We start from the raw sequence: 26,716 nt of genomic DNA on the forward strand, positions 1-26,716 counted from the left end.
TCGAAATATCCAAAGGTTAAAACACTTTATTCACCCTTTTCGAAACTATTTTTCTGCTTAATTCGTCATATTACGCCTTTAACAGACTTTATTGCTCATTTAAGTCCTTTTTCGCTAAAAAAAGATTTTTGTATTTTTGCATTTTGATTATTACCAGGTATATTTTACCATCCCAAAAACCCTTTAAAATCAGTCAAACTGCCAAGCTGTTAAACTCAGATTCCCATATTGAAAAGTCCGGTGTAACAGCTTTGGCTTTTTGTTGTCATCTCCTGATCCCATGGCAATGACTAATGGAATAAAATGCTCTTTTGTAGGTACAGCATCTTTACTATAAGGAGCCATTTGCTCATAGTTAACCAAAGTCTCCATATCCCAATTCATGATCTTTTCTTCTACCCACTCCTCAAAACTGATTGCCCATCCCTCTGCCACATGCATATCTTCCTGAATATGGTTAAAGTTATGGACAATTCCACCGCTCCCAATAATAAGGACATTACTTTTCTTAAGATCCCCCAATACTTTGCCGATCTCATATTGCTTCGCAAATGGAAGATCAGGACTAATAGACAATGATACGATAGGGATATCGGCTTCAGGGTACATAATATGCAAAAGTCCCCATGCCCCGTGATCGAGCGGACGCCTATCATCTAGTTCCCCTAATACACCTATTTTTGACAATAGGGTTAATATTTTATCGGATAACTCTAGACATCCCGAAGCGGGATATGTCACCTGATATATTTCTTCAGGAAAACCGGCAAAATCATAAATAACTTCATGTTTACTGACTGCTGAAATCAACTGCTCCTTACTTTCCCAATGTGCTGACAGGATAACGATTGCAGTTGGTTTATTCATAACTTTCATATATTCCTTTAAAAAAGAAGTGTAGCTGTTCTTTTCCAATGCTAATAGAGGTGTTCCATGTGATAAAAACAATGATGGCATCATAGAAACGATATATCCTTTCCCATGTAATCTCTTATCCCTATACCTTAATTTACTATATATAAACACTGAGTTCATCATTTAAATTGTATTTTAGGAGTTGTCTCATCAATCGTATCAAAGGTATACCCTTCTCTTTTTAGGTTTTCTATAATATCCGGCAATGCTTTTACTGTATTTTTCATACTATTGATATCATGTAATAAGATATTAACATGCTTTTGATCTTTCAATCCTCTTTTCACAGAGGTAATGATTTGTTGCTCACTTATCGAAGGACTGATGCCATCTGTTGAATCGATGTTCCAATCAAAGTAAATATAACCTTTTTCTGATAATTGTTGAAGGATTCCATTTATGATTGGTTTAGTTTTAACCTGATGTCTAAGATGATTATTTGAACCACCCGGTATACGTACAATACGGCTCTTTACCCCATACTCTTTTTCAAGCATGGTTTCAAGCCTATTCAGATCTTGAAAGAAACTTTCCGTTGACCGATAAACAATAGAATAATCATGTGTATAGGAATGGAGGGCAATTTCATGCCCCCGGGAAATCATTTCTTTATAGCATTGTTTTGCGTAAGGTTCTTCATTGCCTTTTACAAAAAAGGTAGCTTTAACATGATATCGATCTAATATATCTAAAATATCCATCGTATTCGTAGACGGTCCATCATCGAATGTCAAATATGCAATTTTCTGATCTTCTTTACTTTTTACAAGCGGTGTTATTTCTTCCGGGATTGTTGCGTGTGCTTGAACTGGCGGTTCACCTGTCATAACCAAGATAACGAAAGCACCCATTATGTAAAGATATAGTCTGAATAGACTCCTCATATAGTTGTATCCCCTTCCTTTTGACCATTAAGGTGTACTAATTCAGGGGTTTCATGCGCAATAAGACAGCGGTAAAAAATACCGCTGTCTTATCATTATTGCTTATCTATCGACATTAAAGTAACGCGCTTCAGGATGAGCAAATACAATAGCTGAAACAGAAGCCTCTGGTTCCATCATAAATCCTTCAGTCAATTCTACTCCAATATCCTGCGGTTGTAACAAACGGAATAGCTTTTCTTGGTCTTCCAGATTTGGACAAGCTGGATAACCAAATGAAAACCTTTGACCGGTATACTTGGCTGCAAACCGCTCTTTCATTGACATTTCTATAGGATCGCTTATACCCAGGTCATCTCGCATCAATTGGTGGATTCTTTCTGCAAATCCTTCTGCAGTTTCAAGAGCCAGTGATTGAAGAGCATGGTTTTTCAAGAAATCACCTTCAAGTTTTAGTTGTTCTGCCCATTTTCTGATACCTCTACCAGCTGTAACGAGGAAGAAACCAACATAATCCATTTCCCCGGAAGAAACCGGCTTCGCAAAATCCGCCAAACAAAGGTGTGGACTTGTATCTTGTCTAGGAAAATCAAAAGTTTCCAATACTTCCTGATGATTATCCGGATTATAAATGAATAACTGGTCTCCATCACTTTGAGCAGGGAAAAATTGATAAATAGCATTTAACCCGTAGTCTGGTTCTGACTTTAAGAATTCAATCAGCTCATCAACCAAATCATTCAGTTGAATTGCTTTTTCATTCCCTTGCTTCATCAGCTCAGCAACTTTACCTTTTAATCCTAAATGATGACCAATTAACATTTGCCTATTAATATATGGTTGGATGACATCCAATGGATAATTTTTCAAAACATGTCTTTTGATGTCACGCGGTTTTTGAACCGGGACATTGCTTAAAGGAGCTGCTGGTGTTTGCTTGCGAACTGGTTTTTCCATGGTTGCTGCAATTGCCGCATTGGCTTTCGATTTTTCCCGTTTTGCAACTAACTCCTCTAAGTAGACAACCTTTTTGTTGGAATCATGTAAAATATTCGTGACAGCTAATCCATCCATAGCATCTTTGGAATATAAAACAGGACCGCCATATTCTGGTGAAATTTTGAAATCAGTGAATTTACGGGATAATGCTGCTCCTCCCACTAATATTGGAGTATCAATCCCTGCCTGTTTTAAATCCTGGGCAGTTAAAACCATTTGCTGTGCTGATTTTACAAGTAATCCAGACAGGCCTATGATAGTAGGCTCATGTTTTCGGACCTCTTCAATAATTTGTTGTGGTGCGACTTTAATTCCAAGGTCTATGACTTCATAGCCATTATTGGAAAGAATGATATCCACTAGGTTTTTACCAATATCATGTACGTCACCCTTGACAGTCGCTAAAAGGATCTTACCTTTCTTAGCACTATCTTCAGCATTTTCCATGAGTGGTTCAAGATGTGAGACAGCAGCCTTCATCGCCTCGGCACTTTGAAGTACTTCCGCGACAATGAGCTGATTATCATTAAATAACCTACCCACTTCACTCATCCCATCCATCAATGGTCCATTGATGATTTCTAATGGAGCGTCCCCACGCTCGATTGCTTTATTTAAATCTTCAATTAAGCCTTCTTTCGTTCCCTCAATAATATAGTTACCTAAACGCTCATTTAACGGAAGGATAACACCATTATCTTTCTTCTCCGCTTTTTTTCCACGATAAAATTCAGTGAAGATGGCTAATGTTTCTGTAGAGGTATTAAACAGGAGTGCTTCGGCCAGTTTCACTTCCTCTTCCGGTATCAAAGCAAAACGTTCAAGTTTTTCCGTATTCACAATTGCGTAGTCAAGACCCGCCTTTGTACAGTGATATAAGAAAACGGCATTTAGAATTTCCCTTCCGCGTGATGGGAGGCCGAACGACACATTTGAAATTCCAAGAATCGTTAAGCATTCCGGAAATTTCTCTTTGATTGCCTTAATTCCTTTAACCGTTTCTAAAGCAGAGCCTATATATTGCTCATCTCCCGTACCTACAGGGAAAACAAGCGGATCAAAAATAAGGTCGCTTTCGTTTAGGCCATATTTATTTACTAGCAAGTCCACAGAGCGGGTAGCCACTTCAATTTTCCGTTCAGCATCAACGGCCATTCCAATCTCGTCAATTGTTCCTACCACAACGGCAGCACCGTATTGATGAACGAGTGGAACAATTTTTTCAAAGCGCTCTTCACCATCTTCAAGGTTGATAGAATTAATAATTGACTTTCCTTGAGAATGCTTTAAAGCCTGTTCAAGAACGGCTTCATCTGTAGTATCAATGACTAATGGTACTTTCACTTTTTTGACAACTTCTTCGACGAATTCCTTCATATCACCTAGCTCATCACCATCAGGATCAGCAAGACAAATATCAATGACATGGGCGCCTTTCTTCACCTGGGCACGAGCAATTTCGGCAGCTGGCTCATAATGCTTCCCACGAATTAACTCCTTGAATTTACGAGATCCGATGACGTTCGTTCTCTCACCGACGAACAAGGGACGCATTGAATCATCATAAATAAGCGGCTCAATTCCTGATACGGCATGGCCATGTGCTGATTCCTTCATTTCACGGGGCTGTACGCCTTCTAGAACCTTAGAAAGCTCTTTAATATGTTCTGGTGTTGTTCCACAGCAGCCCCCAATGATATTGACCCAGCCTTTTTCTGCAAATTGCTTCATTTTCTCTGCAAGGGAAGTCGGGGATTCATGATAATGACCTTCTTCATCAGGTAGGCCTGCATTCGGATAACAGCTAATGGCGCTGTTTGATATATCTGCAAGTGTCCGAATATGGTCTATCATGAACTCTGGTCCTGTCGCACAGTTCAAACCAACAGCCACAGGCTTCATATGTTCAACTGATAAATAGAACGCTTCAATGGACTGACCGGCTAGGGTCGTACCCATCGGTTCGATTGTACCTGAAATGATGACAGGCACTTCTTTCCCTGTTTTAGCAAAGGCCGCTTTTATTCCAGAAAAGGCAGCCTTAACATTAAGCATATCCTGACAGGTTTCTACTAACAACAGGTCCACACCACCGTCTAATAGACCGAGTGCCTGTTCTTCATAAGAATCGGTTAAAATATCAAATGTGGTTCCTCCTGTAACAGAAAGTGTTTTTGTTGTTGGTCCCATTGAACCAGCAACATATCTTGGCCATTTATCATTTGAATATTTTTCACAAGCTTTCACGGCAAGTTCAGCTGAAATTTTATTAAGCTTATAAGCAATCGTACTTATTTGGTATTCCTCAAGAACGATGCTCGTGGCTCCGAAGGTATTTGTCTCAATAATATCGGCACCTGCTGCTAAGTATTTTTCATGGATGGTTTGGATGATTTCAGGTTGAGTCAGTGATAAATATTCATTACACCCCTCGAATTGTTCTCCCCCAAAATCCTCTGCTGTTAAATTCTCAGCTTGAAGCATGGTTCCCATTGCTCCATCAAGAAGGAGAATCTTAGACTGTAACTGTTCTTGAATCGCTTTTTTATTCATGTACTGCCACCTCTGATGTATGTTTACTATCGACTTCTCTAATATATTTTGTAAGTTCCGCAGTCATTTCATAGCGAAGGAATGGTGTAATTAAATAAATCCCCTTGAATTTTTCTCTTGCGGCGTCCACCAGTTCTCTGGCGATATTCACACCTTCCATTCTTGACTTTATTGGGTCATCCCCAGCTAAAGCCATAGCTCGCCTTACATTATCAGGTAATTTAATACCCGGTATTTCGTTATGGATAAATTCCGCATTTCGTGTGCTCGTTAACGGCATGATTCCGACGAAAATTGGAGTATCTAAATGTTTTGTCGCCTCATAAACCTCTTCAATCTGATCAACTGAATAAATCGGTTGGGTCAAAAAGGACTGAGCACCGCAAGCAATCTTCTTTTCCATCCGCTGAACGGCCTTATTCAAATATTTCACATTTGGGTTAAAGGCAGCCGCAATTTTAAAATTTGCCCGTTGACCAAGACTTTGACCGGAATAGGAAAGACCTTCATTAAATTGTTTTACCATACTAATTAAGTCAAATGACGATAAATCATAGACTGAAGTTGCACCTGGGAAGTCCCCTATTTTTGAAGGATCACCAGTGATAATCAGAATCTCGTTCAACCCCACCGTTTGAAGCCCCATTAAATGTGACTGAAGGCCAATTAAGTTCCTATCACGGCACGTAATATGCACCATTGGATTTACATCTAATTGGTTTTTCAACAAATTGGCCAGCGCCTCATTAGATATCCTCGGCGAAGCAAGTGAATTATCAGCTAATGTAATCGAATCAACACCCGCATTTTTTAATGCCTCCGCACCAGCCATAAAACCTTCAATTCCTAATTTTTTCGGCGGATCAAGTTCAACAAGAATCGTTCTTTCAGTTTTGGCCTGCTCATGCAGGGGTAGTTCCAGTTCTCTATGATTCACTTCAATTATTTCGATTTCACGGGCTTTCGTCATTTTTTCTTCTACTGGAACTAAACTCCCAATCGCATTTTTCACAGATTGAATATGAAGTGGTGTTGTTCCACAACACCCACCGATTATCGTGGCACCCTGCTCACGAAGCTCAAGGGCACTTGAGCCAAAATATTCAGGCACTGCTTTATAAACTAGTCTTCCATCCACGTAATCCGGTAGGCTGGCATTTGGATAGATAGCGATAGCCGCATGCTTTGGCAAAGTCACTTCTTCCAAGGCGCGAATCATATGATGTGGACCTAGACGGCAATTCACACCAACAACATCAGCACCCAATTGCTCGAGTTTTTGAAATGCTTCATTTAAATGGATCCCATTTTGAAGATTACCTAATTCATGCATCGATACATTTGCAATAATTGGCAATTCCGTTTCTTTTTTAGCAATTTGCAACACGGTTTCAAGTTCTTCCAGATCATAAAATGTTTCAAGGAGAATCCCATCAGGATTTTCTATAAGCAGACTATATAGCTGCTCACGAAAACCTCGCTTAATTTCTTCCATGCTTAAATCCGATTTACGGATACTTCGCTGCGCCCCTATAGTACCAAATACAAATGCATTGCCTTTTGCAGCTTTTTTAGCAAGGATAACCCCCTGACGGTTAATTCGGCTTACTTCATCTTCAAGACCATGCCGTTTCAATTTATTAAAGTTAGCTCCGTAAGTATTCGATTGTAGAATATCAGCACCTGCTTCTAAATAGGCACGATGAATGGATTCAATTTGATCAGGATTAGTGCAGTTTAATTCCTCATAACATTGATCGATTCCATATGAGTATAATAATGTTCCCATTGCTCCTTCTCCAACCAGCATTCTTTCTTTCAATTCTTTACGAAAATCCATATGTACACCCTCTCTCAAAAACAATTCTGTTTTTGTCGTTTTCTATGAGTATGAGAGAAAAGAAAAAAAACCTTCTCAAAGAAGAAGGTTTTTTGAAACATTCTCCTCATCTATCAAGCTCTGCTTGCTGGATTTAGCACCTTTGCCTAAGCTGGTTGCTGAGGTTTCCTCGGGCCAGTCCCTCCACCTCTCTCGATAAGATCCATTTATAAAGTTTTCTTAACATTTCAAAATTTGTTTATATTTAATTTACATTAATAATCTGTCAATTTCAATAGTTTGATAGTCATTTTTTTCTTTTCTACTAAGATCAAACATCCTTCAAAGTTTAAACTCTCTTTAATATCCTTTGTTTCCAGTCCTCCGCTAACGAATCTACAGAAAGTAAAGCATGAGCTCCATCCTGTCCGTCTCGATTATGCAGGATCACTTCAGTTGCATAATATACTGAGATGTTTTCTTGAAGTCGATCTAATAAAACAATTTCATCTTGTTTTTTAATAACTCCTTCTTGAATGACCTTTGCAAAATAACCAGTAAAACTTGTTTTCATCACTGATGTCAAAAACTTAGGTTCTTGGTTAAAGTGAGAAATAGTCGAGCAAGGAATTCGTCCTTGGGTGATCTGAACAATTGTCCCACCTATTTGATAGATATCACCGATATACGTTTGAGTTTCCATCATCCCAGCTACTGTTAAATTCTCACCAAAAGCAGGGATATCAAGCTGTTTAGAGAATTTTTCATTCCAAAATGAGTAATGCTCAAAAGGATAAATGCACAATGCACGGTCAGGGCCTCCATGGAACTTTAGATTACCTACTCCGTCTCCAACTATTCCTGATTTTGTTACGGTCACATTATCCAAAGTTTTTTTATCCATAGCTGATAAAATCTTAACATTCGAAAACATTTCCTGTTTAGGCTTTCCGGCTTGAAGGGACACGATTTTTCCATTTTCCAATTAACATCTTCCAATCCTATTTACTTTATATCATCCTTATATGAATACATTATACTAAAAATTCATTTTATTCTGCATCTATTTTAATTACTTTACTATTTCGGAGAAGATAAAAACTTCTACTTCCGGGAGTAATGGTGGAAAATTACTGATTTTCAGAAAAATCGTACTATAGTTTCGGTAATTTGGTTGCTATTTCAGAATTAAATATGGTAGAATATGAACACAATATATAGTCGAAAAACAAAATCGGTCGCCTATATGTTGATTTCACGATTAATTTCCTCATTGTCGCTCTTCAGGGAGCGAATTTTTTTGCCTTCTTCAAATCCACTACTCAATCCCTACAATAAAGATCAGCCATATATCGCCTTACTGAATGACACTATCATCTTCAAAATAATATTTTGCTCTGCTCAGAATCACTCCTTTAAAACACATCAGCCTAAAACACTACCTTTTCTTTTTAAATTCACAGCTTCTTCTCTGTCAAAAAGAACCATTCCGTTTTTCTTACTAAAAAACCAAGGGTTTTAATTCACATTCTTCCTCTACCGCATAGATTAGTCCTACAAATATCTCCACGGGCAACCCAATTATCTTTACAAAACACAAACTTAATTAATATGTATTCCGTTTAAATTGTTCAGCTATGTGTACCTCTTTAACCACTGCATTCACTTTGTTTCCCTTCTGATAAAAAAAAAAGAAGCTGAGAGACATTGGTTCGTCTTCCACTCAGCTTCTTTTTTTACGCTTGTTTCTTTTTTTTCGGTGCCGCTTTTTTCCGGGTCGTCGTTTTTTTCCCTTCCAGTTTATCAGGTTTCGTTCGATCAATGGATGCTTGTAAAGCTTCCATTAAATCGGTAACATTGTTGGACACTGTTTCTTTTGTTTTGGCTGTAATCGTCGTCTGTCCTGTTTTCTTTGATTCAATCAGCTCAAGTAACGCCGTTCGATAATCATCATTGTATTTTGTCGGATCAAAAGTCGTCGTCAATTGATCTATTAACAAAATTGCCGTATCAATTTCTTTTTTTACAATTGTTTCATTTGCAGGGATATTCGGAACATCTGCTGCGGAGCGTACTTCATCTGGATAATGAATCGTTTCCATCAACAAGGTGTTATCTACAACCCTTATAACTGCCATTTGTTCCTTTGAACGGATGATGATTTTTGCTAACCCAACCTTATTCGATTCCTTGAGTGCTTGCCGCAATAGGGAATAGGCTTTTATGCCACCATCATTTGGAGACATAAAATAACTTCGGTTAAAATATATCGGATCTATTTCTTCAATTTTAACAAAATCCATGATTTCCACTGATTTTTCTTCATTTTGTTTTTTAAGTTCTTCTAGCTCACTGTCTTCTAATACAACAAACTTTCCTTTTGTATATTCAAAAGCACGAACAATGTCTTCCTTGCCTACTTCCTTCTGGCAGACCGGACAAACTTTTTCGTATTTAATTGGTGAGTGGCATTCCTTATGCAGCGTTCGCAAGGATATGTCCTTATCTTCCGTTGCGGCATGAAGTTTTATCGGAATGTTCACCAAACCGAAAGAAATGCTTCCCTTCCAAATGGTATGCATATTCGTCACCTCATAACTTTTTATAAATAGAAGTACAGACTTATTATTCCCTCTTGTCTAAAATAATTCGAAAAAACATTTGCCAACTCTAACACCTCATTATTTTGGCAAAAATAATGTCAATCACTTATTGCGGAGGTACAAATAAAATGAAACCGATGCTGCCAACATATTACCCCGAAGCCCCGAAATCCACGGATTGGCGTTATGAAGTCAAATATGACGGTTTTCGTGCCATTTTAACAATAGATGCCCATACGGTAAAAATTACGAGTCGAAATGGGAAGGAATTATCTTCCCTTTTCCCAGAAATCAGTACATTTATTAATGACCTAGATCTTAAAAGTTTTCTACCACTGCAGTTAGATGGTGAATTAGTCTGGCTCACAAATGAAGCAAAAGCAGACTTTTTTGAGGTACAATGGCGTGGCCGCCTGCGGAAACAATCCCTGATTTCTGAAAAAGCTAATTTTACTCCATGCCGGTTTATCGTGTTTGATCTGCTTAGGATCAACGGAAATGACCTTACCACTAATTCAATGTCAGAACGAAGGAAAATGATTAAAAACCTTGGAGAAATACTTGAATTGCCTATGCCTCCTAATCCAAATGATAAGGCTTTAATTCAATTGATTGAGAGTTATGTCGATTTAGATAAGGCAATAAATAAAGTCATCCTCTTAGATGGAGAAGGGATCGTCGCCAAGGAAATTCAAAGTACTTGGCAAGAAGGAAAACGTTCCACTTCCTGGATCAAAGTGAAAAATTGGAGGGCTGTTTCCTGCTTCATCACAGCTTTGAATAAAGAAAACGGATATGTTTCCCTCGCAGTATATAAAGGTAATGAAATCACGAAAATTGGTAGTGTCAAAAATGGGCTTAGCGCTCACGATAAAAGTATCTTACACGAACTGATAAAACAAAATGCTTCAGAAGAAGACGAACAATTCTTTTATATACATCCGTCCATTTGTATTGAAGTTCAATTTTTACATGTATACGAGGAAAATGAATTACGTGAACCTCAGTTTTCACAATGGCTTTTACAGACATCCCCCAATGAATGTACTTGGGAAAAATTCGTAATCAGCCAATTTACATTTCCAGATTCAATAAAAATATCTTCCCGGGATAAACCACTTTGGATAATCGATGACAAACAGGTGATAAAAGTTGAATACCTTCAATATTTACGAGAGGTTTCTGCATTTTTCTTACCCTTTTTAAAGGATAAACTGCTAACAACGATTCGTTATCCTCATGGATCTATGGACAATGAAAAATTTTTCCAAAAAAACAAACCAGATTATGCGCCTGCATCTATTAAAACGTTCTGGGATGAGGATATTGAGTATATGTTGTGTAATGATATTGAAACATTGCTGTGGTTTGGCAACCAACTTGCCCTAGAGTTTCATACTCCATTTCAGAAAGCGGGAAAAGTAATACCTGATGAACTCGTCCTGGATTTAGACCCACCCTCGATTGAATTTTTTTCTTTAGCAATTAAAGCTGCACTTGAAATAAAGAAGGTAATGGATTCTTTAAATATCAAAGCATTTGTAAAAACTTCCGGAAACAAAGGGCTGCAAATTCATATTCCACTACCGGAAGACATCTTTTCCTATCAAGAAACACGTATGTTCACCGATTTTCTCGGTGATTACTTAATAAGCTCTTACCCAGATGATTTTACAATGGAACGATTGAAGAAAAATCGGCAAAATCGACTCTACCTTGACTTTGTACAGCATAGTGAAGGGAAAACCATTATTGTCCCTTATTCCCCGCGCGGTAATCCGTTTGCTGGTGTTGCTACACCATTATATTGGGAAGAAGTGGGCGAAAGACTTCAGCTCAAAGACTTTACGATTGAAACCGTACCAAATAGAATTAAAAGAATGGGGTGTGCCTTTAAGGATTACAGACATGTCAATAATGGCCCTGCTTTTCTTGAGGTTTTGTCCTTTCTCAAACAAAAAAAGACCAACTCATAGTTGGTCTCGCACTTTATAGCGTAGTTTTTAAATAGCTTTGTACTTCTGCCTGCAACGTAGCATACAGACTTGTTTCCGCGTCATAGTCATGTTTTTCAAGTAGTTCAAATTTTTCCGGCTGATTTAAGTCAATTTCAATCAACGCCTTATATTCATAGGTTGCGTTCCCGATTAAATCAATCGAATATTTTTTGCTTTCTTTATCATAATGCACAACACATTTAACTTTCCCGCCATTATTATAAACGGAAATTTCACTTTCTAATGAGTTTAGTCCAACAGAACATGTAATCAGACTAGAAGCCGACATCGCTGTTCCGCAGGCATTTGTGAATCCTACGCCTCGTTCAAATGTCCGTACATAAATACTACCTGGCTCCAGCTCTTTCACAAAACTGACATTGACACCATCAGGGAACAGCTCATTCGGCTGATTGACCTTCATTGAAAGTTCTGCCTGCAATTCACTTTGCAGCACATCACTATCGACCAAAGTGATTAAATGTGGATTAGGAACTGCCAATGCCGAAAATAAAAGGGAATCATGTAGCTCCGGCAATAGTTCATTTTGCAATTGCTCCTTTTCAACGACAAGCGGAAGGTCCTTTACATTAAAACTGACTGGGGAAATTTCCACCTTGAAAGTTGGAATCCCTATATAGATATCTTCCGTTTTTTCAACGAGTAAATTTGCTTTCATCGTCTCCACAATCATTTTATCAAGCCCTAGAACGTCATTTGCATAACGAGCCACACAACGAAGTCCATTACCACACATTGATGCTTCCGACCCATCCGCATTAAAGACACGCATTCTTGCATCTGCATGTTCACTTTTCATTACAAATAAAATACCATCCGCTCCGAGCTTTTCCCTATTACAAAGAGTCTGGGCTAAATTTTTGCGCTCTTCTTCAGTAAACGTCAAGGTTGTTGTTAATTCATCAATGATTAAAAAATCATTGCCTGATCCATGGCTTTTTAAACCTTCAATAATCATCCTGTCACTTCCTCAATTTGCTGCTTTTATATATCATTATTTTAATATCTTTTATCATAGCATTTTCAGAACAGATGTGTCATTGCGAAATTTACAATAAATCGAAATTTCCTTCAGGAGTTTTTTTCATCTCACCTATTAAAGGCACAAATTGTAAGCAACATTATAGTCCACTCCATTTTAGTTACTATATGCAATAAAGAGCGGCTAGAATAAGAAGTTTCTTATTCCAACCGCTCTTCCAAAATGTCAACCAATCATTCCGATAATAAAATAGACGATAAACAATCCCGCACTCACATACATCGGAGTTGAGACCTCTTTTGCTTTTCCAGTTACCAGTTTCAAGAACGGGTAAAGGATGAAACCAAAAGCCATTCCATCTGCAATACTGTAAGTAAATGGAATGATTGTGATAATTAAGATTGCCGGTATACTTTCGGTAAAATCACTAAAATCTAGCTTTTTAATATTTTCTAGCATCAGAATGCCAATAATAATTAATATTGGAGCAATGGCACTGTCTGGGATCACTTTAATTACCGGTATAAATAATAGGGAAAGAATGAATAACAGACCTGTCACTACTGATGTCAAACCAGTTCTGCCTCCTGATGCGATTCCAGCTGCTGTTTCGACAGTTGCAACCGTAGGACTAGAACCGAAGATACCTGAAAGAAGAACGGAAACACTTGTAGCTTGCAGTGACTTTTTATATGCTTCAGGACGGTTGATACTTTGTACATGTCCGTGTACAAGACCAATATTTTCAAAGACAAGAACCATTGTCATAGCAAAGACGCTTATCCAGAATTCAATTCTGCCTGCCTCAATGAACGATAATGAAAAGAAGAGATCACTGTAAGAGGCTGTGTCTAAACCTGAAAATTGGATATCCGAGATTTGAACTGTACCAAACCAATAAGCAATAAGACTACCTGCTATGATGGTAATCATAAAATTACCTGGAACATTCTTGATAAATAACGTGATGGCCAGTAAAAATGTCAGCACCGTTGAAAGCACAGCTGGATCACCTAAATCTCCGAGGGCAACAATTGACGACGAACCGCCTGTTATAATCCCGCCCTTTTCGAGACCGATTAGCATCAAAAATAAACCTAGACCCACAGAGATGGCATCTTTTATCGAACTTGGGATTGAATCACTAATTAATTTCGAGTATTTTGTAAAAGCGATGACTACAAAAATAAACCCCGAGATAAAAACAGCACCAAGTGCCGATTGCCAAGACAGACCCATTCCTTGAACCATTGTGTATGCAAAAAGGGCATTGACACCCATGCCTGGAACGATAAGGATTGGAACATTTGCCCAAAGTCCTATCATGATACAGCTTAAAGCTGATAAAAGAATTGTCGCAATTACTGCACCATTAATCGGTATGCCCGCCTCTGATAAAATCAGAGAATTCACGACGAGAATATACACTATCGTAAAATAGCCGACAACTCCGGCGAGGATTTCACGTTTTCCATTCGTTTCATATTTGGAAAAATGAAAAAACGCTTCCAAGTTTTTTTTATTCATGTTGTATCCTTATTAAATTTATCCCTCACCCACCCGTTTGTATCTGTGACAAACTACACTTGGCGATTTTAACAAAAAAACTGATAAAAATAAATAGAATTTCTCAAACTTAAAAAAACTGTCGGAAATAATTCCGACAGTTTTTTCAACGAACCAATTGTTTTTATTGGTTTTCTTCTACCGCATAACCGTCAACAACAAGTTCTAATTTACCTGTATCCGGCGAAATAATCAGTCCATGTACAGGAATATTCTTTGGAATTAAAGGATGGCCTTTGATTACTTCCACGCTTTTTTTAACACTTTCATATACATCATCAAATCCGCGAAGCCAACTACGGATATCTATTCCCGCAGCTCCAAGTGTATCAATGGTACTTTTCGGAATATCACGATCAATCATCTTTTCAACTACAGAATCAGCATCAACTGATGCCATTCCACAGTCATGATGAGGTATAACAAAAACTTCATCTGCTTTTAGCTCATAAATAGCTACAAGAATACTCCGCATGACGCTTCCAAATGGATGGGAGACGATTGCGCCGGCAGTTTTCAATATTTTCACATCGCCATTTTTGACATTCATAGATTTTGGCAATAACTCGACAAGCCGAGTATCCATACAACTTATAATGACCATACGTTTCTCAGGGTACTTATCAGTTGTGTACTTAACATATTCACCTTCTTCTACAAATTGTCCATTAAATTCAAGAATTTCATTAAGTAAACTCATAATTACCACCCTTTTTTCTATGTATTTCACTTTTATTATATCAAATATTTCGAAGATTGGTTAAAAAGATATTTTAGTCAATTAGAGCGATGGTTTAGAGTAGCTGCACAAAACCCAAATATGATGATCTTTGGACTTTCTTCAACGTTAGATGAAAAAGTAAGAATAGGTGTATTTGTCTTAAATCTTTTCCCCCACTCTAAGGGCATCCACCCTTCTTGGTACGAAACAACCTTTTCTCCTTCTTTTGTCTTAATCTCAAAAGAAGTTAAACTTCCCGATGTTTGAACAGGCATCCATTCTGTCCCGTCAAACTTATAAATCATTCCATTAATTTTCACGAGTGACTTATTTTCTTGATAAAACCCAATAACCCCACCTTGATGATCCAAAATCGTAACCTTATTAAAAAGACCTCTTTTAATATAGTACTTAGCAAGTAAATGCCCCTCATGGTCGACCAATTCATATCGCTTAGGCAATAGCATCGATAAGAAATTCGGAACCATCCACATGAACCACTTCATATTTAAATCTCGAATTTCGCCCAAAAGAGACCCATTAGGCGCAAATAGGAGTAGCCGTAAAGTTGGAGCAGGCATAAAAGTCAGTAATACATGTTCAGTTTGTAATAAACCTGTATTCGTTTCAATTAGTTCGATAGGCAATTCCTTTATTCTATTTTCATAAATCCGATGACTTACAAATTGGGCAATACTTAAAAAAATAAATGGAGCCGTTATCAATAAAATGTTACCAGGAATTATTGTAAAAGCATGACAAATAAAAAAAACAATGGCCAATACAAGAGAGATCCAAGATGCATGAAAATTTGAATTGCTCGTTTTTTGATAATATTCGCGAATATTCATATTCTGCTCCTTACTCCTTATATAGAAGAATCACCGTCTGAATTGACAATTATCGGTAAGGTGTCAAGCAGCCTGTCATTCATTTCTCTTAAAGGTTATTGAAGGAAATATTATAATACTTTATTCGCTTTTATGTGACCTATTCCCTTTTTTAATAAGGCAATTATCGAACTAAACACAGCGTCGTAATTATTTTTCCTAACAAAGTAAATATTCCCAGATGATAAAAAGGGACTCGTGTATAACGAATCCCTTTTTACATTCTATAAAATTCTAAAAATTAGTGGAAAGCGATAGTCTGTTCCTTCATAAGCCCTGACTGCAGCAATGATAGTAAATACGATTAAAGCTATTCCGATAACCGGCAATAGTAAGAATCCAATCAGTACCAGTGACAGAATCCCTGCAACAATCGAATATACGGTGTAGGAAATAAAAAAGTTCAGATATTCCCTTCCGTGATAATCTACAAATTGTGACGAGTCCTTCTTAAGTAGCCAAATGACCAAAGGACCGACAAAAGCTGTAAAAAAGCTGATGACATATATAAGGGCAGCAAACACTCTTTCATCTTTAGTAGGCATAGTGTCTTCTCCTCCTCTCTCATATGAATAATTACGAATCAAATAACAAATAGTTTCATTTTCCTTTCATTATATTCGAAAAAAGTTGATAAGGACTATCTTTTCCTTCACAAATCTTGTTGGTAATTTAATTTCCAAAAAATCTGAACATTTTCATCCTTCTTGTGCATACAGATAAAATAAAGGATTGTCCTAAAACACCTAGACTGGGGTGATGTTTTTTTGCTAAATCAATTTCAAGCCTTTATCCTTGGAATCATTCAAGGCTTGACTGAGTTTTTACCTATTTCAAGTACAGGACATTTATATTTAGGGCGGCATATATTCCATCTTGACGAGGCAGGCATTTTTCTGGATACCATGCTTCATATTGGAACCTTGCTTGCCTTATTAGTTGTCTACAAGGATGACATTATTTTCTTACTGAAAAACCCTTTCTCCAAAATGACGCTGCTCTTGATTGCAGGAACGTTCCCTGCTGTGGTTGCCGGTCTTTTACTAGGCGATTGGTTTGACGGCCTATCAAAAACAGGAGTGACAATCGGCTGGGAATTTTTAGTCACCGGACTGATTTTATGGTTAGCAGACGGGGTAAGAAAAGGGAGCAAATCGCTGAATGAAATTACCATAAAAGATGCCCTTATTATCGGGACATTTCAAGCCGCTGCCATCATGCCTGCCCTATCACGTTCTGGATTGACCATCGCCGCTGGACTTTTCTGCAAGCTTGACAGAGCCACTGCCGCCTATTTTTCCTTTTTGTTATCGATTCCTGCAATTACAGGGGGCATTGTATTTCAGATTAAACCCATTTTTACAGGAGATGTTGAACGGCTTCCAATCACGGCCCTTTTTGTCGGTACCCTGGCCGCAGCAATCTTTGGCTATATCGCCGTTGTGTGGATGATTGATTTTTTAAAGAAGCGTTCACTGAAAATATTTTCTATTTATGTTTGGGCACTCGGTACGATCATTTTATTCATGCAAGTTACAGGGAAATTTTAATAAAAACAAAAGAGTTTCTCAAAAATATAGGGAATAAAATCAATTTTTCTAAAGAAAAAAGCACGCGTTTGCCTTCCAATTTTAACCTTCATAAAAAAGTTGAAATTTGACGAAAAAAAAAGGCAAAAAACCTATTCCCAAACCGTTTTTTTTTTAGTATTATACCTTCGTAAGGTTCTTTAGATTTATATATTTTCAGACAATAAAAATAGGGAAGGCAAATGGTGCGCCACCGGTTTCCGGTTCTAGTGGGTTCGATTCCCACCCCGAAATTTTTTGACGAACGACTTAAAAAATTTCGAGGGTGGGCAGCGACTACGCATAAGAACTGCCCTCAAACGGAGGGACGGAAATGTTAAAAAAGAGAGATTTTACAGATTGTTTTTCTCTTTATGAACAAATGACGCATCCAGATGTCTTCCCTTTCGTGCGCCATAAAGTAGATTCATATGAAGAATATGTATTCGTTACTAAGCAAACGATCGAGGCCGAAGAAACTGGTGAACTCATTTCACGAACAATTTTAGATGAATGGGAAAACCCCATCGGTTGTATTTCTTTATACGATATTGAAAATGGTGCAGGTTTCCTTGGCACGTGGCTTGGCAAGCCCTATCATGGTAAAGGATATAATGCCATCGCAAAAGATGCTTTCTTTAAAGAGCTTTTTTTCGAGCTCGGTATGGAAACAGTCTTCATGCGTATTCGCAAAAAAAATATCCGCTCTTTGAAAGCCGCTGAAAAGCTCCCCTATGCCGTCAATGCTAATGAAACAAGAAAGTCCCTTTATGATCAAATTAATCATGGTAAAGATATCTTTGATTTGTATGAAATTCCTAAAGATTTATACACCTTTCACATCCTTAGACAGAACGATGATGACGAACAGCAGTTACTTGAAGCATAAAAGAAATAACGCAAGTTAATATCCTTGGATAAGATAGGTTACTTATTATTCATATAAGATAGGAGCTTCCTAAATTGGAACGCTCCTTTTTCAATTTTTACAGGAAGTTATAAAAGAATGTTGCAATACCCTATTATTTTTAGGATTATTTTTTTATAATGGATACACTTGACCCATTCACAAATATATTCAAACCGTTTTTGAAAGGAACTAATCATGAAAAAATCATTTACTTTTATCATGCAACTTTTAATGTTGCTTATCCTTTGCAAGCTTGGCTATTATTTATCTGATCACCTTCAATTGCCTATTCCAGGTAATGTAATCGGCATGATTCTTTTATTCATTTTGTTACAGACAAGAATTCTAAAAGTCGAGTGGATTGAACTTACTTCAGGATTTCTGGTGAAGCACCTTGCCTTTTTCTTTATCCCTATTTCTATTAGCTTAATGACCATGGGGTGGCTTTTCATAAAATTTGGTCTGCCGTTAGCACTCACATTGGGCGTCAGTTTAATTTTCGGATTTATCGTTTCAGCCTGGACGGTTCAGAAGTTATCCCATAGAGGAGAGGTTAAACAGCATGACAACGCTCATTACCATTTATAGCATATTAATAACAATCCTTGCCTATTTTATTGGAAGGAAAATATATGCTAAACATCCATCACCCTTTACGACTCCCGTATTTTTTAGTACGGTAACAATTATTCTTGTGCTTCTGATCAGCGGTTTAGATTTTAATGATTATTCAACAGGTAAAGACATCATTACCTATTTCCTAGGCCCAGCTACCGTTGCCTTGGCCGTACCACTTTATAAAAATAGGACCATAATTGTTAAATACGGAATTCCTGCTATTAGCGGCATGATTTTAGGGCTTACGGTAACATTAATTCTTGCCTTCGTCATCGCCAATGCCTTTTCTCTTCCACAGTTCATTCTTCAAGGATTAGCGGTTAAGTCCATTACAGTACCAATCGCTGTAGAAATCACCGAACTTTATGGAGGTAACCCTAATGTTTCAGCCGCCTTCGTTATTTTGACCGGAGTATTAGGTACGATGATTGCCCCTAGAATGATGGATAAACTTAACATTACTATGCCATTCGCTCGCGGCATTGCTTATGGTACTATTGCTCATGGTCTCGGTACTGCGCAAGCTGCACAGGAAAGTGAATTTACTGGTGCTGTCGCAGGAGCAGCCATGGCTATCGCCGGTATTCTTATTTCCTGCTTCTTTCCTCTAATAGATAATTTTTTATAAAATAAAAGAACCGCAACGTCAAGAGACGTTGCGGTTCTTTTGAAACTGCCAGGCTTATCTCATCATCAATCTCAGGACCTATATTATTACAAATTCGTATTAAATTGTCGGTCAATTTCTGTTTTCTACATGAATAAAAATTCAAACAAATTGCTCTGATGAAATCAACAGATTTAGTATGATTGTATTAGTGCGATACCCTACCAAAGTCCTCAACAGAGCAACTTGTGAAAACGTTGTGTATATGGAGAAAATAATGTTTATTGTTTTATCCCTGTTGTTTTAATGCTGAACTTAGTTATTAGGCAGTTTTTCATTTTTAAACGGATTGTATTCCAGAGTACCAGCATTGGCAAGGTTAACATTTATGTTAATTTGTTCGAAAGAATTTGCATGCAAATAATCCTTCGGTTCATTAATATTGTTGGTCTTCCAAAATCGCAAGTCTTTTCGGTACAATTTTTGGCCAAGACCAAGTGGATCTCCATTTCGTTTTAAGCCAATTTCAAATGTTTGTTCAATGTCTTTTTTTATATAATCTTGAACAAATTTTTCAAGGTTTTTCAAGCTATCGTTTGTTGATAATTCTAAAATACTCCCCTTAATGTCAACATCTAAGGTGAATTTAGCTTCATTATTTTTCACAATCGGTTTAATTTTCACATGAGGGTGAGTTAACGAAATATAAGTTGTACCATTGGCTTTTGTGAATTCGATTGGTGTTCTATTCGTTTTCTTTGTAATCCAGCGCGATCCTTTCAAGTCTTCAACTGAATACCAATTCATGGATTTTTTATAATAAATCACATAAGCCCCGTCAATTGTAAAGGTCTTCCTCTTTTTTTTATCTTCAGTCCAATCATTTCCACTCCATGAAATAGTTGGGAGTGTTGTTGTGATAGATACATCCCTGTAGGTGGAAATAAAGGTTCTCAATGTAATCGGTTCAATATAGGAAAGGTTTTCATAGATAGGTTTTGGAAAATGCAACTCTGAGTATAAAGGGGTTAAATTGAAAAACCCTTTTATAGAAAACAATTCATCCAAAGGTTTTTTTGTCGCAAAAATATTACTTGAATACCTGATTAAATTAAACCTGAAGGCGGCATCCACTATATCATTAATATTATGCTCTATTGCTTTATCTGTGAGCACAAATGTTGAAACTTGTCCAAGATATAATCGCTGTTGAGCTGTTTGATATAAGTGATTAATGGCTTCTGATATGGATTTTCCACTATGTTTGCCTATATAAACTTTTGTTGGTTCCGAACTTTTAGCTTCAGTTTTGGCAACAGCAGACAAATCAACAAGTTGCACATACACAACATACTTACCGTCTTCATAATCTACTCCTAAAGCAGTTACATAATGGATATCCTGAATGTCTTTATAATCCCAGCAACCTGTTAAAATGAACAAGACCGAAAAGATAAGGAAAAGCTTCGACAAACGTCGTGTCATTGTTACTCCCCCTTTTGCGTGCGATCAAGAGCACCTTCATTTTTTTTCTTTGAATACCACGGTCTTTTGAAAATAGCATCTGTTAGTTTTTGGAAATTAGGCGGTGAAAATTCATTCATATATGGAACTCCAAATGACTCAAGACAAGAGACCCAACAAGTAACAATTAAGAAACCAACAAGAAGACCATAGATGCCTAGGACAGAACCTAATATTAAGATAAATAAACGAAGCACAGAGACAGTCCCGGTTAAAGATTGATTAACTAATGTATAGGATGCGACTGATGTGACCGAAGCGATAACAAGCATCGTTGGGGACGTCAAACCGGCACGGATAGCTGCATCACCGACAATTAAACCACCTACAACCGCCACAGTTTGACCAACTGCTTGTGGCAGCCTTACTCCAGATTCTCGAAATAGCTCAAATAAACCGAGCATAAGGAACATTTCAATGGCAACAGAAACAGGTAGGCCCAACCTTGAGATGCTGACTGTTGCAAGTAAAGGAAAAGGCATCTGGTCAATGTTATATGCTGATAAAGCTACCCAAAACCCTGGAAGTAAAATAGAAAAAATCAAACCAAATACACGAAGAAACCGTTCAAAAGAAACGAATAGAAAAGGAAGACTCGAATCTTCAGCTGCTTTAATCTGAAGCAATAAAGTGGTCGGGGCTATGATAACAGTAGGTGCACCGTTCATAAGTACTATAAACCTGCCTTGGGTTAATGATCCGACACAAAAATCGGGTCTGCTTGTATAATGAGTCAAAGGAAATAATTTGAATTTCCCTTTAGAGATGAGTTCCTCAAGCTGATGGCTACTAATTAACACATCAACATCTAGAGTATTCAGTCTTTCACGGACGAGCCTAACAAGTTCAGGATTGATGATGTCATCTATATACATCAGTGCTACTGTAGTTTGACTGCGATTTCCAATAATAAACTCTTCGTAAGAGAGGGAACCTGTTCTCAGCCGTTTACGAATGAGAGCAACGTTTGTCGAAAGGTCTTCAACAAATCCATCACGTGGTCCACGAAGGGATACTTCAAATGAAGATTCCTCTGGCTTCCGGTTGGGAACATCAGGCAAAGGTAATGAAAATAGCTGTTGTGATTGTTGAAAGAAAATTAACACTTCGCCGCTAAAAATCCGTCTATTTATATCGTCGTTGTCAATTGGACTGCAAGAAATTTCTGTCAATGCTAATGAAGGATGAAATGCTGTTATCATATTTCGAATATTATCTTTCTTATCTAACATTGATTTGAGGTTTCGTAATACATTGCCATTCAACTCAAGAGTATCTACCATTCCAGGATAAAAAAATAAAGTGATTTTAGCTGTTTCATCATTTTCACCTAATATCACCTTAAATGATACGTCCGGACTATTGCTGAAAAGCTGCCGGAAGAACTCTTCGTTATAAAATGACTGTTCAATTTGTTTATTTTTGAATAGTTTCATCAGAAACCTCCCTCCGCTTAGGTTGTATAACTGCGGTAACTGTAAACAAAAGAATTATGGTTACAAGGAAAAAGAAAGTTCCTTGAAAATAATAGTTCTTTAAAAAATCATAAAAAATGATATTACTAAGAGGAATAATAGTGATGATAACCATCATAATGGCAAGACTCATGAGTATCCCCTTTTTAATGAGCGGTGATTTGACTCTTAATAAATCAGGAATTAAAAACATGGCTATAGAAATTCGAATAAATGCGCCTGAAAGCCATTGATATATGGAAAAGAAGTCAGTATGGGCAATATATTTTCCAATTGTCAACAGTCGCCATTGTTCATAAGCCGGATAGCGCATTTCATTAGACAGGACGGGCCCGAACTCAACAATGGCACCAGTAAGCGGCCCGAGAATTAATATAGTTACAATAACCATCATTCCAATAACTGTTTTCAGCTGAATGGAATCCCCATTAGATAGGTGATGCTGGAACAATATAATGATAATCAACTCCAAATATCCATTTGCTATGTAGTACATTGACTTAATGCCATGAAAATAGCCTTGTTCGAATAGAGGAAATAGAAAATCATAATTTTTTTCGGGAATATTACCAGTGGCTACAAAGATACCAAGGATAATGACAAAAGGTAATAAAATAGCTGAATTAATAGCAATTGATCTAAGATTCGAGTAAGAAAGTGCAGCACATATCAACGCAAAAGGAATAATAATGGCAAATGGTGGTGTTTGATTTAAAGAAGTTGTATTGATCCAGTCAACCATATCTTTAGCTGTCGTCAAGATGATCGTAATCAAATAAATTACGAGGAAAAAGAAAATCAGCTTGGTAAATCGATTACCAATCCGATTTTCCAGCCAGGGAAAGAGATGTTCTGTTTTTTTCTTTTTTAATATCCAATATAAAAGGAACCCCCAAGCTATTGATAAAAGTCCTGTAAGAGCGGCAAATAACCAAGCATCTCTTCCCGCTACCTCTAGTACGAGAGGAATAATCATAACGTGATTCAGCAATCCTACTGAAAGGACAACAATATTTAGTGAGGATTTGAAATTAATCTTTGTCATGTTTTAAACTCCGAACTTAAAGTATTTTATATAGGAACCAGCAACTGCTTACTGTATATTATTGAGGTTTATCTTTTGCTGAATATAGGGTTTATATCCAAGGATTATTTTTCATACAAAAAAGAAGCCGATCCTCTAGTTAGAAATTCCCAAAAAGAGTCGGCTTCTTTATTATTTATTCTAGTTTCGTACTATTCTACTATTATAGACTTTTCACAATTTTTTTTAGGTTTACTAATCTCCTCACAAAAAGTTAACGACGTTTAGAAAAAAGAACCGCAACGTACTAGCAGTTACGGTTCTTTTATGGTTTCTCTTTTTGCAGGTCTTCGTATAAACGTCTCAAAATATGGGTTTTATAAAGCTCCAGCTTTCTTCGCTCAATTGGATGGTATCTTATTTCTGCATCTTTTAATTGTTGAACGAACCATCCTTTGGAATATTTATAAGCCATACTACCCCCTCCTCTGTTCGAAAAAGATATGCTTTGAAGAGGGAATTGATACTTATTTTTTTGCTGTCATTACATCAATTAATAATTCATACATTTCAGCCGCCGTTTTGAATGGGCGCTTTTGACGCATTTTCGCTTGATACTCATCTGATTTATTCACTAAATCAGCTAATGTGCTATTAAAGATTTGATCATTTAAATCTTCTTCTTGAATGACTTTACAAAAACCTTGTTTTTCAAAGCTTGAAGCATTTAAAATTTGATCCCCACGAGATGCATTGGCACTTAGCGGAATGAGCAACATTGGCTTTTGCAGACCAAGGAATTCAAAGATTGAATTTGATCCAGCCCTTGAAACAACTACATCAGCCGCTGCTAAAAGGTCAAATAATTCTTCGTGGACATATTCAAAAGGAGCATACCCTCTTTGTTTCAATTCCGTTTGGACATTCCCTTTTCCACAAATATGAATAATCTGGTAGTCCTTTAATAATGCTTCAAGGTTTTCAGTAATCAATTTATTGATTTTTACAGCTCCAAGGCTGCCACCCATAACGAGTAACACTGGCTTGTTGTTCGTAAAACCACAAAATGCTTTTCCACTCGAAGCGTTTCCAGAAAAAATCCCATCCCGTAATACTGCTCCAAGATACATGGCCTTCTCTTTTGGCAAGTCCTTTTCTGTCTCCTGGAACGTGGTGAAAATTTTCGATGCAAGCGGCATTGCAATTTTATTAGCTAGGCCAGGTGTATAGTCCGATTCATGTATGGCAATCGGGATTCTCAGCATCCTTCCCGCCAATACGACTGGTACGGATACGAACCCGCCTTTTGAAAATATGAAATCAGGCTTTGTCTTTTTTAAAATTTTTCGTGCATCAAAAATCCCTTTAATGACTCGGAACGGATCTTTTAGGTTCTCCGCTGATAGGTATCGTCTGAATTTACCAACTGAAATCGTTTCATAACGGATTTCAGGAAATTCCTTTTCGATAATATTTTTTTCTATACCTTTTTTTGAACCAATATAAGTAATATCCCAATCATGCTCTAAAAATTCCGGGATAATGGCTGCATTAACAGACACGTGGCCGGCTGAGCCGCCTCCGGTAAACACTATTTTCTTAGTCAATATTTCCACCTTCCAAACTTAAAAAATCACTTTGCATCCATATTACCATATATCCCTAACATTAATAACTTGAAAAAGTATTCAGTGAACCGTAATGTAACGTAATAAATGTAATCATCGATTAATTTTCCTTTTTCATTATGAATATATTATAATCTTAGTATTCTACAATACTACAAGATACATTGGAGGAGTAATACATTGCAAGAAGTTTCTCAATCTCTCCATCAATTTGATGGAATAGAGGCATGGACCAAACTAGGAATTTCAATAGGTATTTTTCTAATCGTCCTTTTGCTTCGGAAAGTATTTACCACCTATATATTCAAGTTCTTTCTACGAGTTGCAAAAAAACGCAAAGTTGAATTTGCAGCCAACTTAATGCTTGCCTTAGAACAGCCGATGAGATGGCTTATCGTTTTGCTCGGTGTGATTCTATCGTTGTATTATTTTCCGATTGACATACCTTCGGATGAATTAAAATCGAAGATATACCGTTCATTTTTTGCTTTCTTATTCTTTTGGACGATGATAAATATCAGTTCGATCTTAACCATCCTTTTTCCGAAATTGGTCAGTAAATTCGGTCTTGAGGTAGATCTAATTGTCATGCCATTCTTTACAAAAATCATTAAAATAATCATCATGGCTTTGGGCTTCTCTATCATTGCGGAAGAGTGGGGATTTAACGTCAATGGATTTGTTGCCGGACTTGGCTTAGGAGGATTAGCCTTTGCACTTGCCGCTAAGGATACCGTCAGCAATTTCTTTGGAGGAATTGTCATCGTTACAGAAAAACCCTTTACCATTGGTGATTGGATCAAAACACCAAGCGTGGAAGGAACCATTGAAGATATCACATTTCGAAGTACCAAAGTACGGACTTTTGCCCAAGCTTTAGTTACTGTCCCGAATGCTACCCTTTCGAATGAACCTATCATCAACTGGTCAAAAATGGGTAAAAGACAGATTGCTTTTCATCTAGGTATAAATTTCACAACACCAAAAGATAAGTTGGAAAACGTCATTAAGAGAATAGAAAATATGCTCATTGAACACCCAGAAATACATCCAGAAACGATTCTTGTGAAATTTGACGAGTTTAGTCATTCCGGTTTCAATCTCTACCTTTATTTCTTCTCAAATGCAACAGACTTTGGGGGATATCTATCAATCAAAGAAGATGTTAACTTTAATATAATGGAGATACTTGAAAAAGAAGACGTTCAAATCGCCATCCCTTCACAAGCATTCATCCTTCAAAAAGACTCAACCGCGGACATGAATGAATTTGAATCCATGCGCGACTGACAAAAAGACTTGCCGTTATTACGGTAAGTCTTTTTTAGTATCAAATAAAAACTTAAACCATCACAAGCTTATGTGATATAATTCTTTCATTGTGTGGAAAATTTCAAATATTGATATTGAGG

General features: G+C 37.2%; 22 protein-coding genes and 1 riboswitch. Of the genes, 6 read left to right on the top strand and 16 right to left on the bottom strand.

What is annotated here, in order from left to right; translation table 11 throughout:
• Nucleotides 1-189: 189 nt before the first annotated feature.
• The 6 genes from NST21_RS16780 to ku form a co-directional block, all read right to left on the bottom strand.
• On the bottom strand, nucleotides 190-960 hold the full coding sequence (locus tag NST21_RS16780; RefSeq protein WP_053346559.1) for a dioxygenase family protein: 771 nt from the start codon (nucleotides 958-960) through the stop codon (nucleotides 190-192).
• Between the two features lie 74 nt (nucleotides 961-1,034).
• A complete protein-coding gene (locus NST21_RS16785; protein WP_082527395.1) occupies nucleotides 1,035-1,799 on the bottom strand; it encodes a polysaccharide deacetylase family protein in 765 nt (254 codons plus the stop codon).
• A 102-nt stretch (nucleotides 1,800-1,901) separates the two neighbouring features.
• On the bottom strand, nucleotides 1,902-5,351 hold the full coding sequence (gene metH, locus NST21_RS16790; protein WP_340890341.1) for a methionine synthase: 3,450 nt from the start codon (nucleotides 5,349-5,351) through the stop codon (nucleotides 1,902-1,904).
• Nucleotides 5,344-7,191: a bifunctional homocysteine S-methyltransferase/methylenetetrahydrofolate reductase gene (locus NST21_RS16795; protein ID WP_056520720.1), complete on the bottom strand. Its 1,848-nt coding sequence runs from the start codon at nucleotides 7,189-7,191 to the stop codon at nucleotides 5,344-5,346. Before NST21_RS16795 ends, metH begins: the two co-directional genes overlap by 8 nt.
• Before the next feature lie 103 nt (nucleotides 7,192-7,294).
• Nucleotides 7,295-7,393, bottom strand: a riboswitch (SAM riboswitch).
• 126 nt (nucleotides 7,394-7,519) lie between these two features.
• Nucleotides 7,520-8,155: an MOSC domain-containing protein gene (locus NST21_RS16800; RefSeq protein WP_082527396.1), complete on the bottom strand. Its 636-nt coding sequence runs from the start codon at nucleotides 8,153-8,155 to the stop codon at nucleotides 7,520-7,522.
• A gap of 751 nt (nucleotides 8,156-8,906) precedes the next feature.
• Entirely contained in the window at nucleotides 8,907-9,752 is an 846-nt protein-coding gene (gene ku, locus NST21_RS16805; protein WP_340890343.1) for a non-homologous end joining protein Ku, read from the bottom strand.
• Between the two features lie 149 nt (nucleotides 9,753-9,901).
• Between ku and NST21_RS16810 the strand changes: the two genes are divergently transcribed.
• Nucleotides 9,902-11,749, top strand: a complete 1,848-nt coding sequence (locus NST21_RS16810) for a DNA ligase D (RefSeq protein ID WP_340890345.1) — start codon at nucleotides 9,902-9,904, stop codon at nucleotides 11,747-11,749.
• Between the two features lie 13 nt (nucleotides 11,750-11,762).
• On the opposite strand, the gene dapF is transcribed toward NST21_RS16810, so the two are convergent.
• The 5 genes from dapF to NST21_RS16835 form a co-directional block, all read right to left on the bottom strand.
• On the bottom strand, nucleotides 11,763-12,749 hold the full coding sequence (gene dapF / locus NST21_RS16815) for a diaminopimelate epimerase (RefSeq protein ID WP_340890347.1): 987 nt from the start codon (nucleotides 12,747-12,749) through the stop codon (nucleotides 11,763-11,765).
• A 249-nt stretch (nucleotides 12,750-12,998) separates the two neighbouring features.
• A complete protein-coding gene (locus tag NST21_RS16820; RefSeq protein ID WP_340890348.1) occupies nucleotides 12,999-14,300 on the bottom strand; it encodes an NCS2 family permease in 1,302 nt (433 codons plus the stop codon).
• A 163-nt stretch (nucleotides 14,301-14,463) separates the two neighbouring features.
• Nucleotides 14,464-15,039, bottom strand: a complete 576-nt coding sequence (locus NST21_RS16825) for a beta-class carbonic anhydrase (protein WP_057219075.1) — start codon at nucleotides 15,037-15,039, stop codon at nucleotides 14,464-14,466.
• 77 nt (nucleotides 15,040-15,116) lie between these two features.
• Complete coding sequence (locus NST21_RS16830) at nucleotides 15,117-15,911, bottom strand: hypothetical protein (RefSeq protein WP_056520734.1); 795 nt, start codon at nucleotides 15,909-15,911, stop codon at nucleotides 15,117-15,119.
• Nucleotides 15,912-16,174: 263 nt separating this feature from the next.
• Nucleotides 16,175-16,495, bottom strand: a complete 321-nt coding sequence (locus NST21_RS16835; protein ID WP_056520737.1) for a DUF4870 domain-containing protein — start codon at nucleotides 16,493-16,495, stop codon at nucleotides 16,175-16,177.
• A 222-nt stretch (nucleotides 16,496-16,717) separates the two neighbouring features.
• Between NST21_RS16835 and NST21_RS16840 the strand changes: the two genes are divergently transcribed.
• The 4 genes from NST21_RS16840 to NST21_RS16855 all read left to right on the top strand — a co-directional run bounded on the left by NST21_RS16840 (nucleotide 16,718) and on the right by NST21_RS16855 (nucleotide 19,674).
• A complete protein-coding gene (locus tag NST21_RS16840; RefSeq protein WP_340890351.1) occupies nucleotides 16,718-17,500 on the top strand; it encodes an undecaprenyl-diphosphate phosphatase in 783 nt (260 codons plus the stop codon).
• A 352-nt stretch (nucleotides 17,501-17,852) separates the two neighbouring features.
• A complete protein-coding gene (locus NST21_RS16845) occupies nucleotides 17,853-18,407 on the top strand; it encodes a GNAT family N-acetyltransferase (RefSeq protein ID WP_056520740.1) in 555 nt (184 codons plus the stop codon).
• A 216-nt stretch (nucleotides 18,408-18,623) separates the two neighbouring features.
• Complete coding sequence (locus tag NST21_RS16850) at nucleotides 18,624-19,016, top strand: CidA/LrgA family protein (protein ID WP_053346572.1); 393 nt, start codon at nucleotides 18,624-18,626, stop codon at nucleotides 19,014-19,016.
• On the top strand, nucleotides 18,991-19,674 hold the full coding sequence (locus tag NST21_RS16855; RefSeq protein ID WP_053346573.1) for an LrgB family protein: 684 nt from the start codon (nucleotides 18,991-18,993) through the stop codon (nucleotides 19,672-19,674). Before NST21_RS16850 ends, NST21_RS16855 begins: the two co-directional genes overlap by 26 nt.
• A 294-nt stretch (nucleotides 19,675-19,968) precedes the next feature.
• Here the strand turns inward: NST21_RS16855 and NST21_RS16860 are convergent, their stop codons facing one another.
• From NST21_RS16860 to NST21_RS16880, 5 genes are all read right to left on the bottom strand, one after another.
• Nucleotides 19,969-21,138, bottom strand: coding sequence for a Ger(x)C family spore germination protein (locus tag NST21_RS16860; RefSeq protein ID WP_056520742.1), 1,170 nt, complete (start codon nucleotides 21,136-21,138; stop codon nucleotides 19,969-19,971).
• Between the two features lie 2 nt (nucleotides 21,139-21,140).
• Nucleotides 21,141-22,613 (bottom strand): spore germination protein, encoded by a 1,473-nt coding sequence (locus tag NST21_RS16865; RefSeq protein WP_056520744.1) that lies wholly within the window; start codon nucleotides 22,611-22,613, stop codon nucleotides 21,141-21,143.
• Nucleotides 22,594-23,697 carry an endospore germination permease gene (locus NST21_RS16870; RefSeq protein WP_340890353.1) on the bottom strand — a complete coding sequence of 368 codons (1,104 nt, stop codon included), beginning with the start codon at nucleotides 23,695-23,697 and terminating at the stop codon, nucleotides 22,594-22,596. Before NST21_RS16870 ends, NST21_RS16865 begins: the two co-directional genes overlap by 20 nt.
• Before the next feature lie 304 nt (nucleotides 23,698-24,001).
• Nucleotides 24,002-24,151 carry a DUF2639 domain-containing protein gene (locus NST21_RS16875; protein WP_082527397.1) on the bottom strand — a complete coding sequence of 50 codons (150 nt, stop codon included), beginning with the start codon at nucleotides 24,149-24,151 and terminating at the stop codon, nucleotides 24,002-24,004.
• A 52-nt stretch (nucleotides 24,152-24,203) separates the two neighbouring features.
• Complete coding sequence (locus NST21_RS16880) at nucleotides 24,204-25,283, bottom strand: undecaprenyldiphospho-muramoylpentapeptide beta-N-acetylglucosaminyltransferase (protein WP_056520748.1); 1,080 nt, start codon at nucleotides 25,281-25,283, stop codon at nucleotides 24,204-24,206.
• 201 nt (nucleotides 25,284-25,484) lie between these two features.
• Between NST21_RS16880 and NST21_RS16885 the strand changes: the two genes are divergently transcribed.
• The gene (locus NST21_RS16885) at nucleotides 25,485-26,594 is read left to right on the top strand and encodes a mechanosensitive ion channel family protein (RefSeq protein WP_223305485.1); all 1,110 of its coding nucleotides are present in this window, start codon (nucleotides 25,485-25,487) and stop codon (nucleotides 26,592-26,594) included.
• Nucleotides 26,595-26,716 lie beyond the last annotated feature (122 nt).

Origin of the sequence: Peribacillus sp. FSL K6-1552 (assembly GCF_038005205.1) — a bacterium.
Taxonomy (GTDB): Bacteria; Bacillota; Bacilli; order Bacillales; family DSM-1321; genus Peribacillus; species Peribacillus butanolivorans.

Coding starts and splice junctions, on each gene's coding strand:
- NST21_RS16780 (WP_053346559.1), bottom strand. CDS start 960: ATGATGCCATCATTGTTTTTATCACATGGAACACCTCTATTAGCATTG.
- NST21_RS16785 (WP_082527395.1), bottom strand. CDS start 1,799: ATGAGGAGTCTATTCAGACTATATCTTTACATAATGGGTGCTTTCGTT.
- metH (WP_340890341.1), bottom strand. CDS start 5,351: ATGAATAAAAAAGCGATTCAAGAACAGTTACAGTCTAAGATTCTCCTT.
- NST21_RS16795 (WP_056520720.1), bottom strand. CDS start 7,191: ATGGATTTTCGTAAAGAATTGAAAGAAAGAATGCTGGTTGGAGAAGGA.
- ku (WP_340890343.1), bottom strand. CDS start 9,752: ATGCATACCATTTGGAAGGGAAGCATTTCTTTCGGTTTGGTGAACATT.
- NST21_RS16810 (WP_340890345.1), top strand. CDS start 9,902: ATGAAACCGATGCTGCCAACATATTACCCCGAAGCCCCGAAATCCACG.
- dapF (WP_340890347.1), bottom strand. CDS start 12,749: ATGATTATTGAAGGTTTAAAAAGCCATGGATCAGGCAATGATTTTTTA.
- NST21_RS16820 (WP_340890348.1), bottom strand. CDS start 14,300: ATGAATAAAAAAAACTTGGAAGCGTTTTTTCATTTTTCCAAATATGAA.
- NST21_RS16825 (WP_057219075.1), bottom strand. CDS start 15,039: ATGAGTTTACTTAATGAAATTCTTGAATTTAATGGACAATTTGTAGAA.
- NST21_RS16830 (WP_056520734.1), bottom strand. CDS start 15,911: ATGAATATTCGCGAATATTATCAAAAAACGAGCAATTCAAATTTTCAT.
- NST21_RS16835 (WP_056520737.1), bottom strand. CDS start 16,495: ATGCCTACTAAAGATGAAAGAGTGTTTGCTGCCCTTATATATGTCATC.
- NST21_RS16845 (WP_056520740.1), top strand. CDS start 17,853: ATGTTAAAAAAGAGAGATTTTACAGATTGTTTTTCTCTTTATGAACAA.
- NST21_RS16850 (WP_053346572.1), top strand. CDS start 18,624: ATGAAAAAATCATTTACTTTTATCATGCAACTTTTAATGTTGCTTATC.
- NST21_RS16855 (WP_053346573.1), top strand. CDS start 18,991: ATGACAACGCTCATTACCATTTATAGCATATTAATAACAATCCTTGCC.
- NST21_RS16860 (WP_056520742.1), bottom strand. CDS start 21,138: ATGACACGACGTTTGTCGAAGCTTTTCCTTATCTTTTCGGTCTTGTTC.
- NST21_RS16865 (WP_056520744.1), bottom strand. CDS start 22,613: ATGAAACTATTCAAAAATAAACAAATTGAACAGTCATTTTATAACGAA.
- NST21_RS16870 (WP_340890353.1), bottom strand. CDS start 23,697: ATGACAAAGATTAATTTCAAATCCTCACTAAATATTGTTGTCCTTTCA.
- NST21_RS16875 (WP_082527397.1), bottom strand. CDS start 24,151: ATGGCTTATAAATATTCCAAAGGATGGTTCGTTCAACAATTAAAAGAT.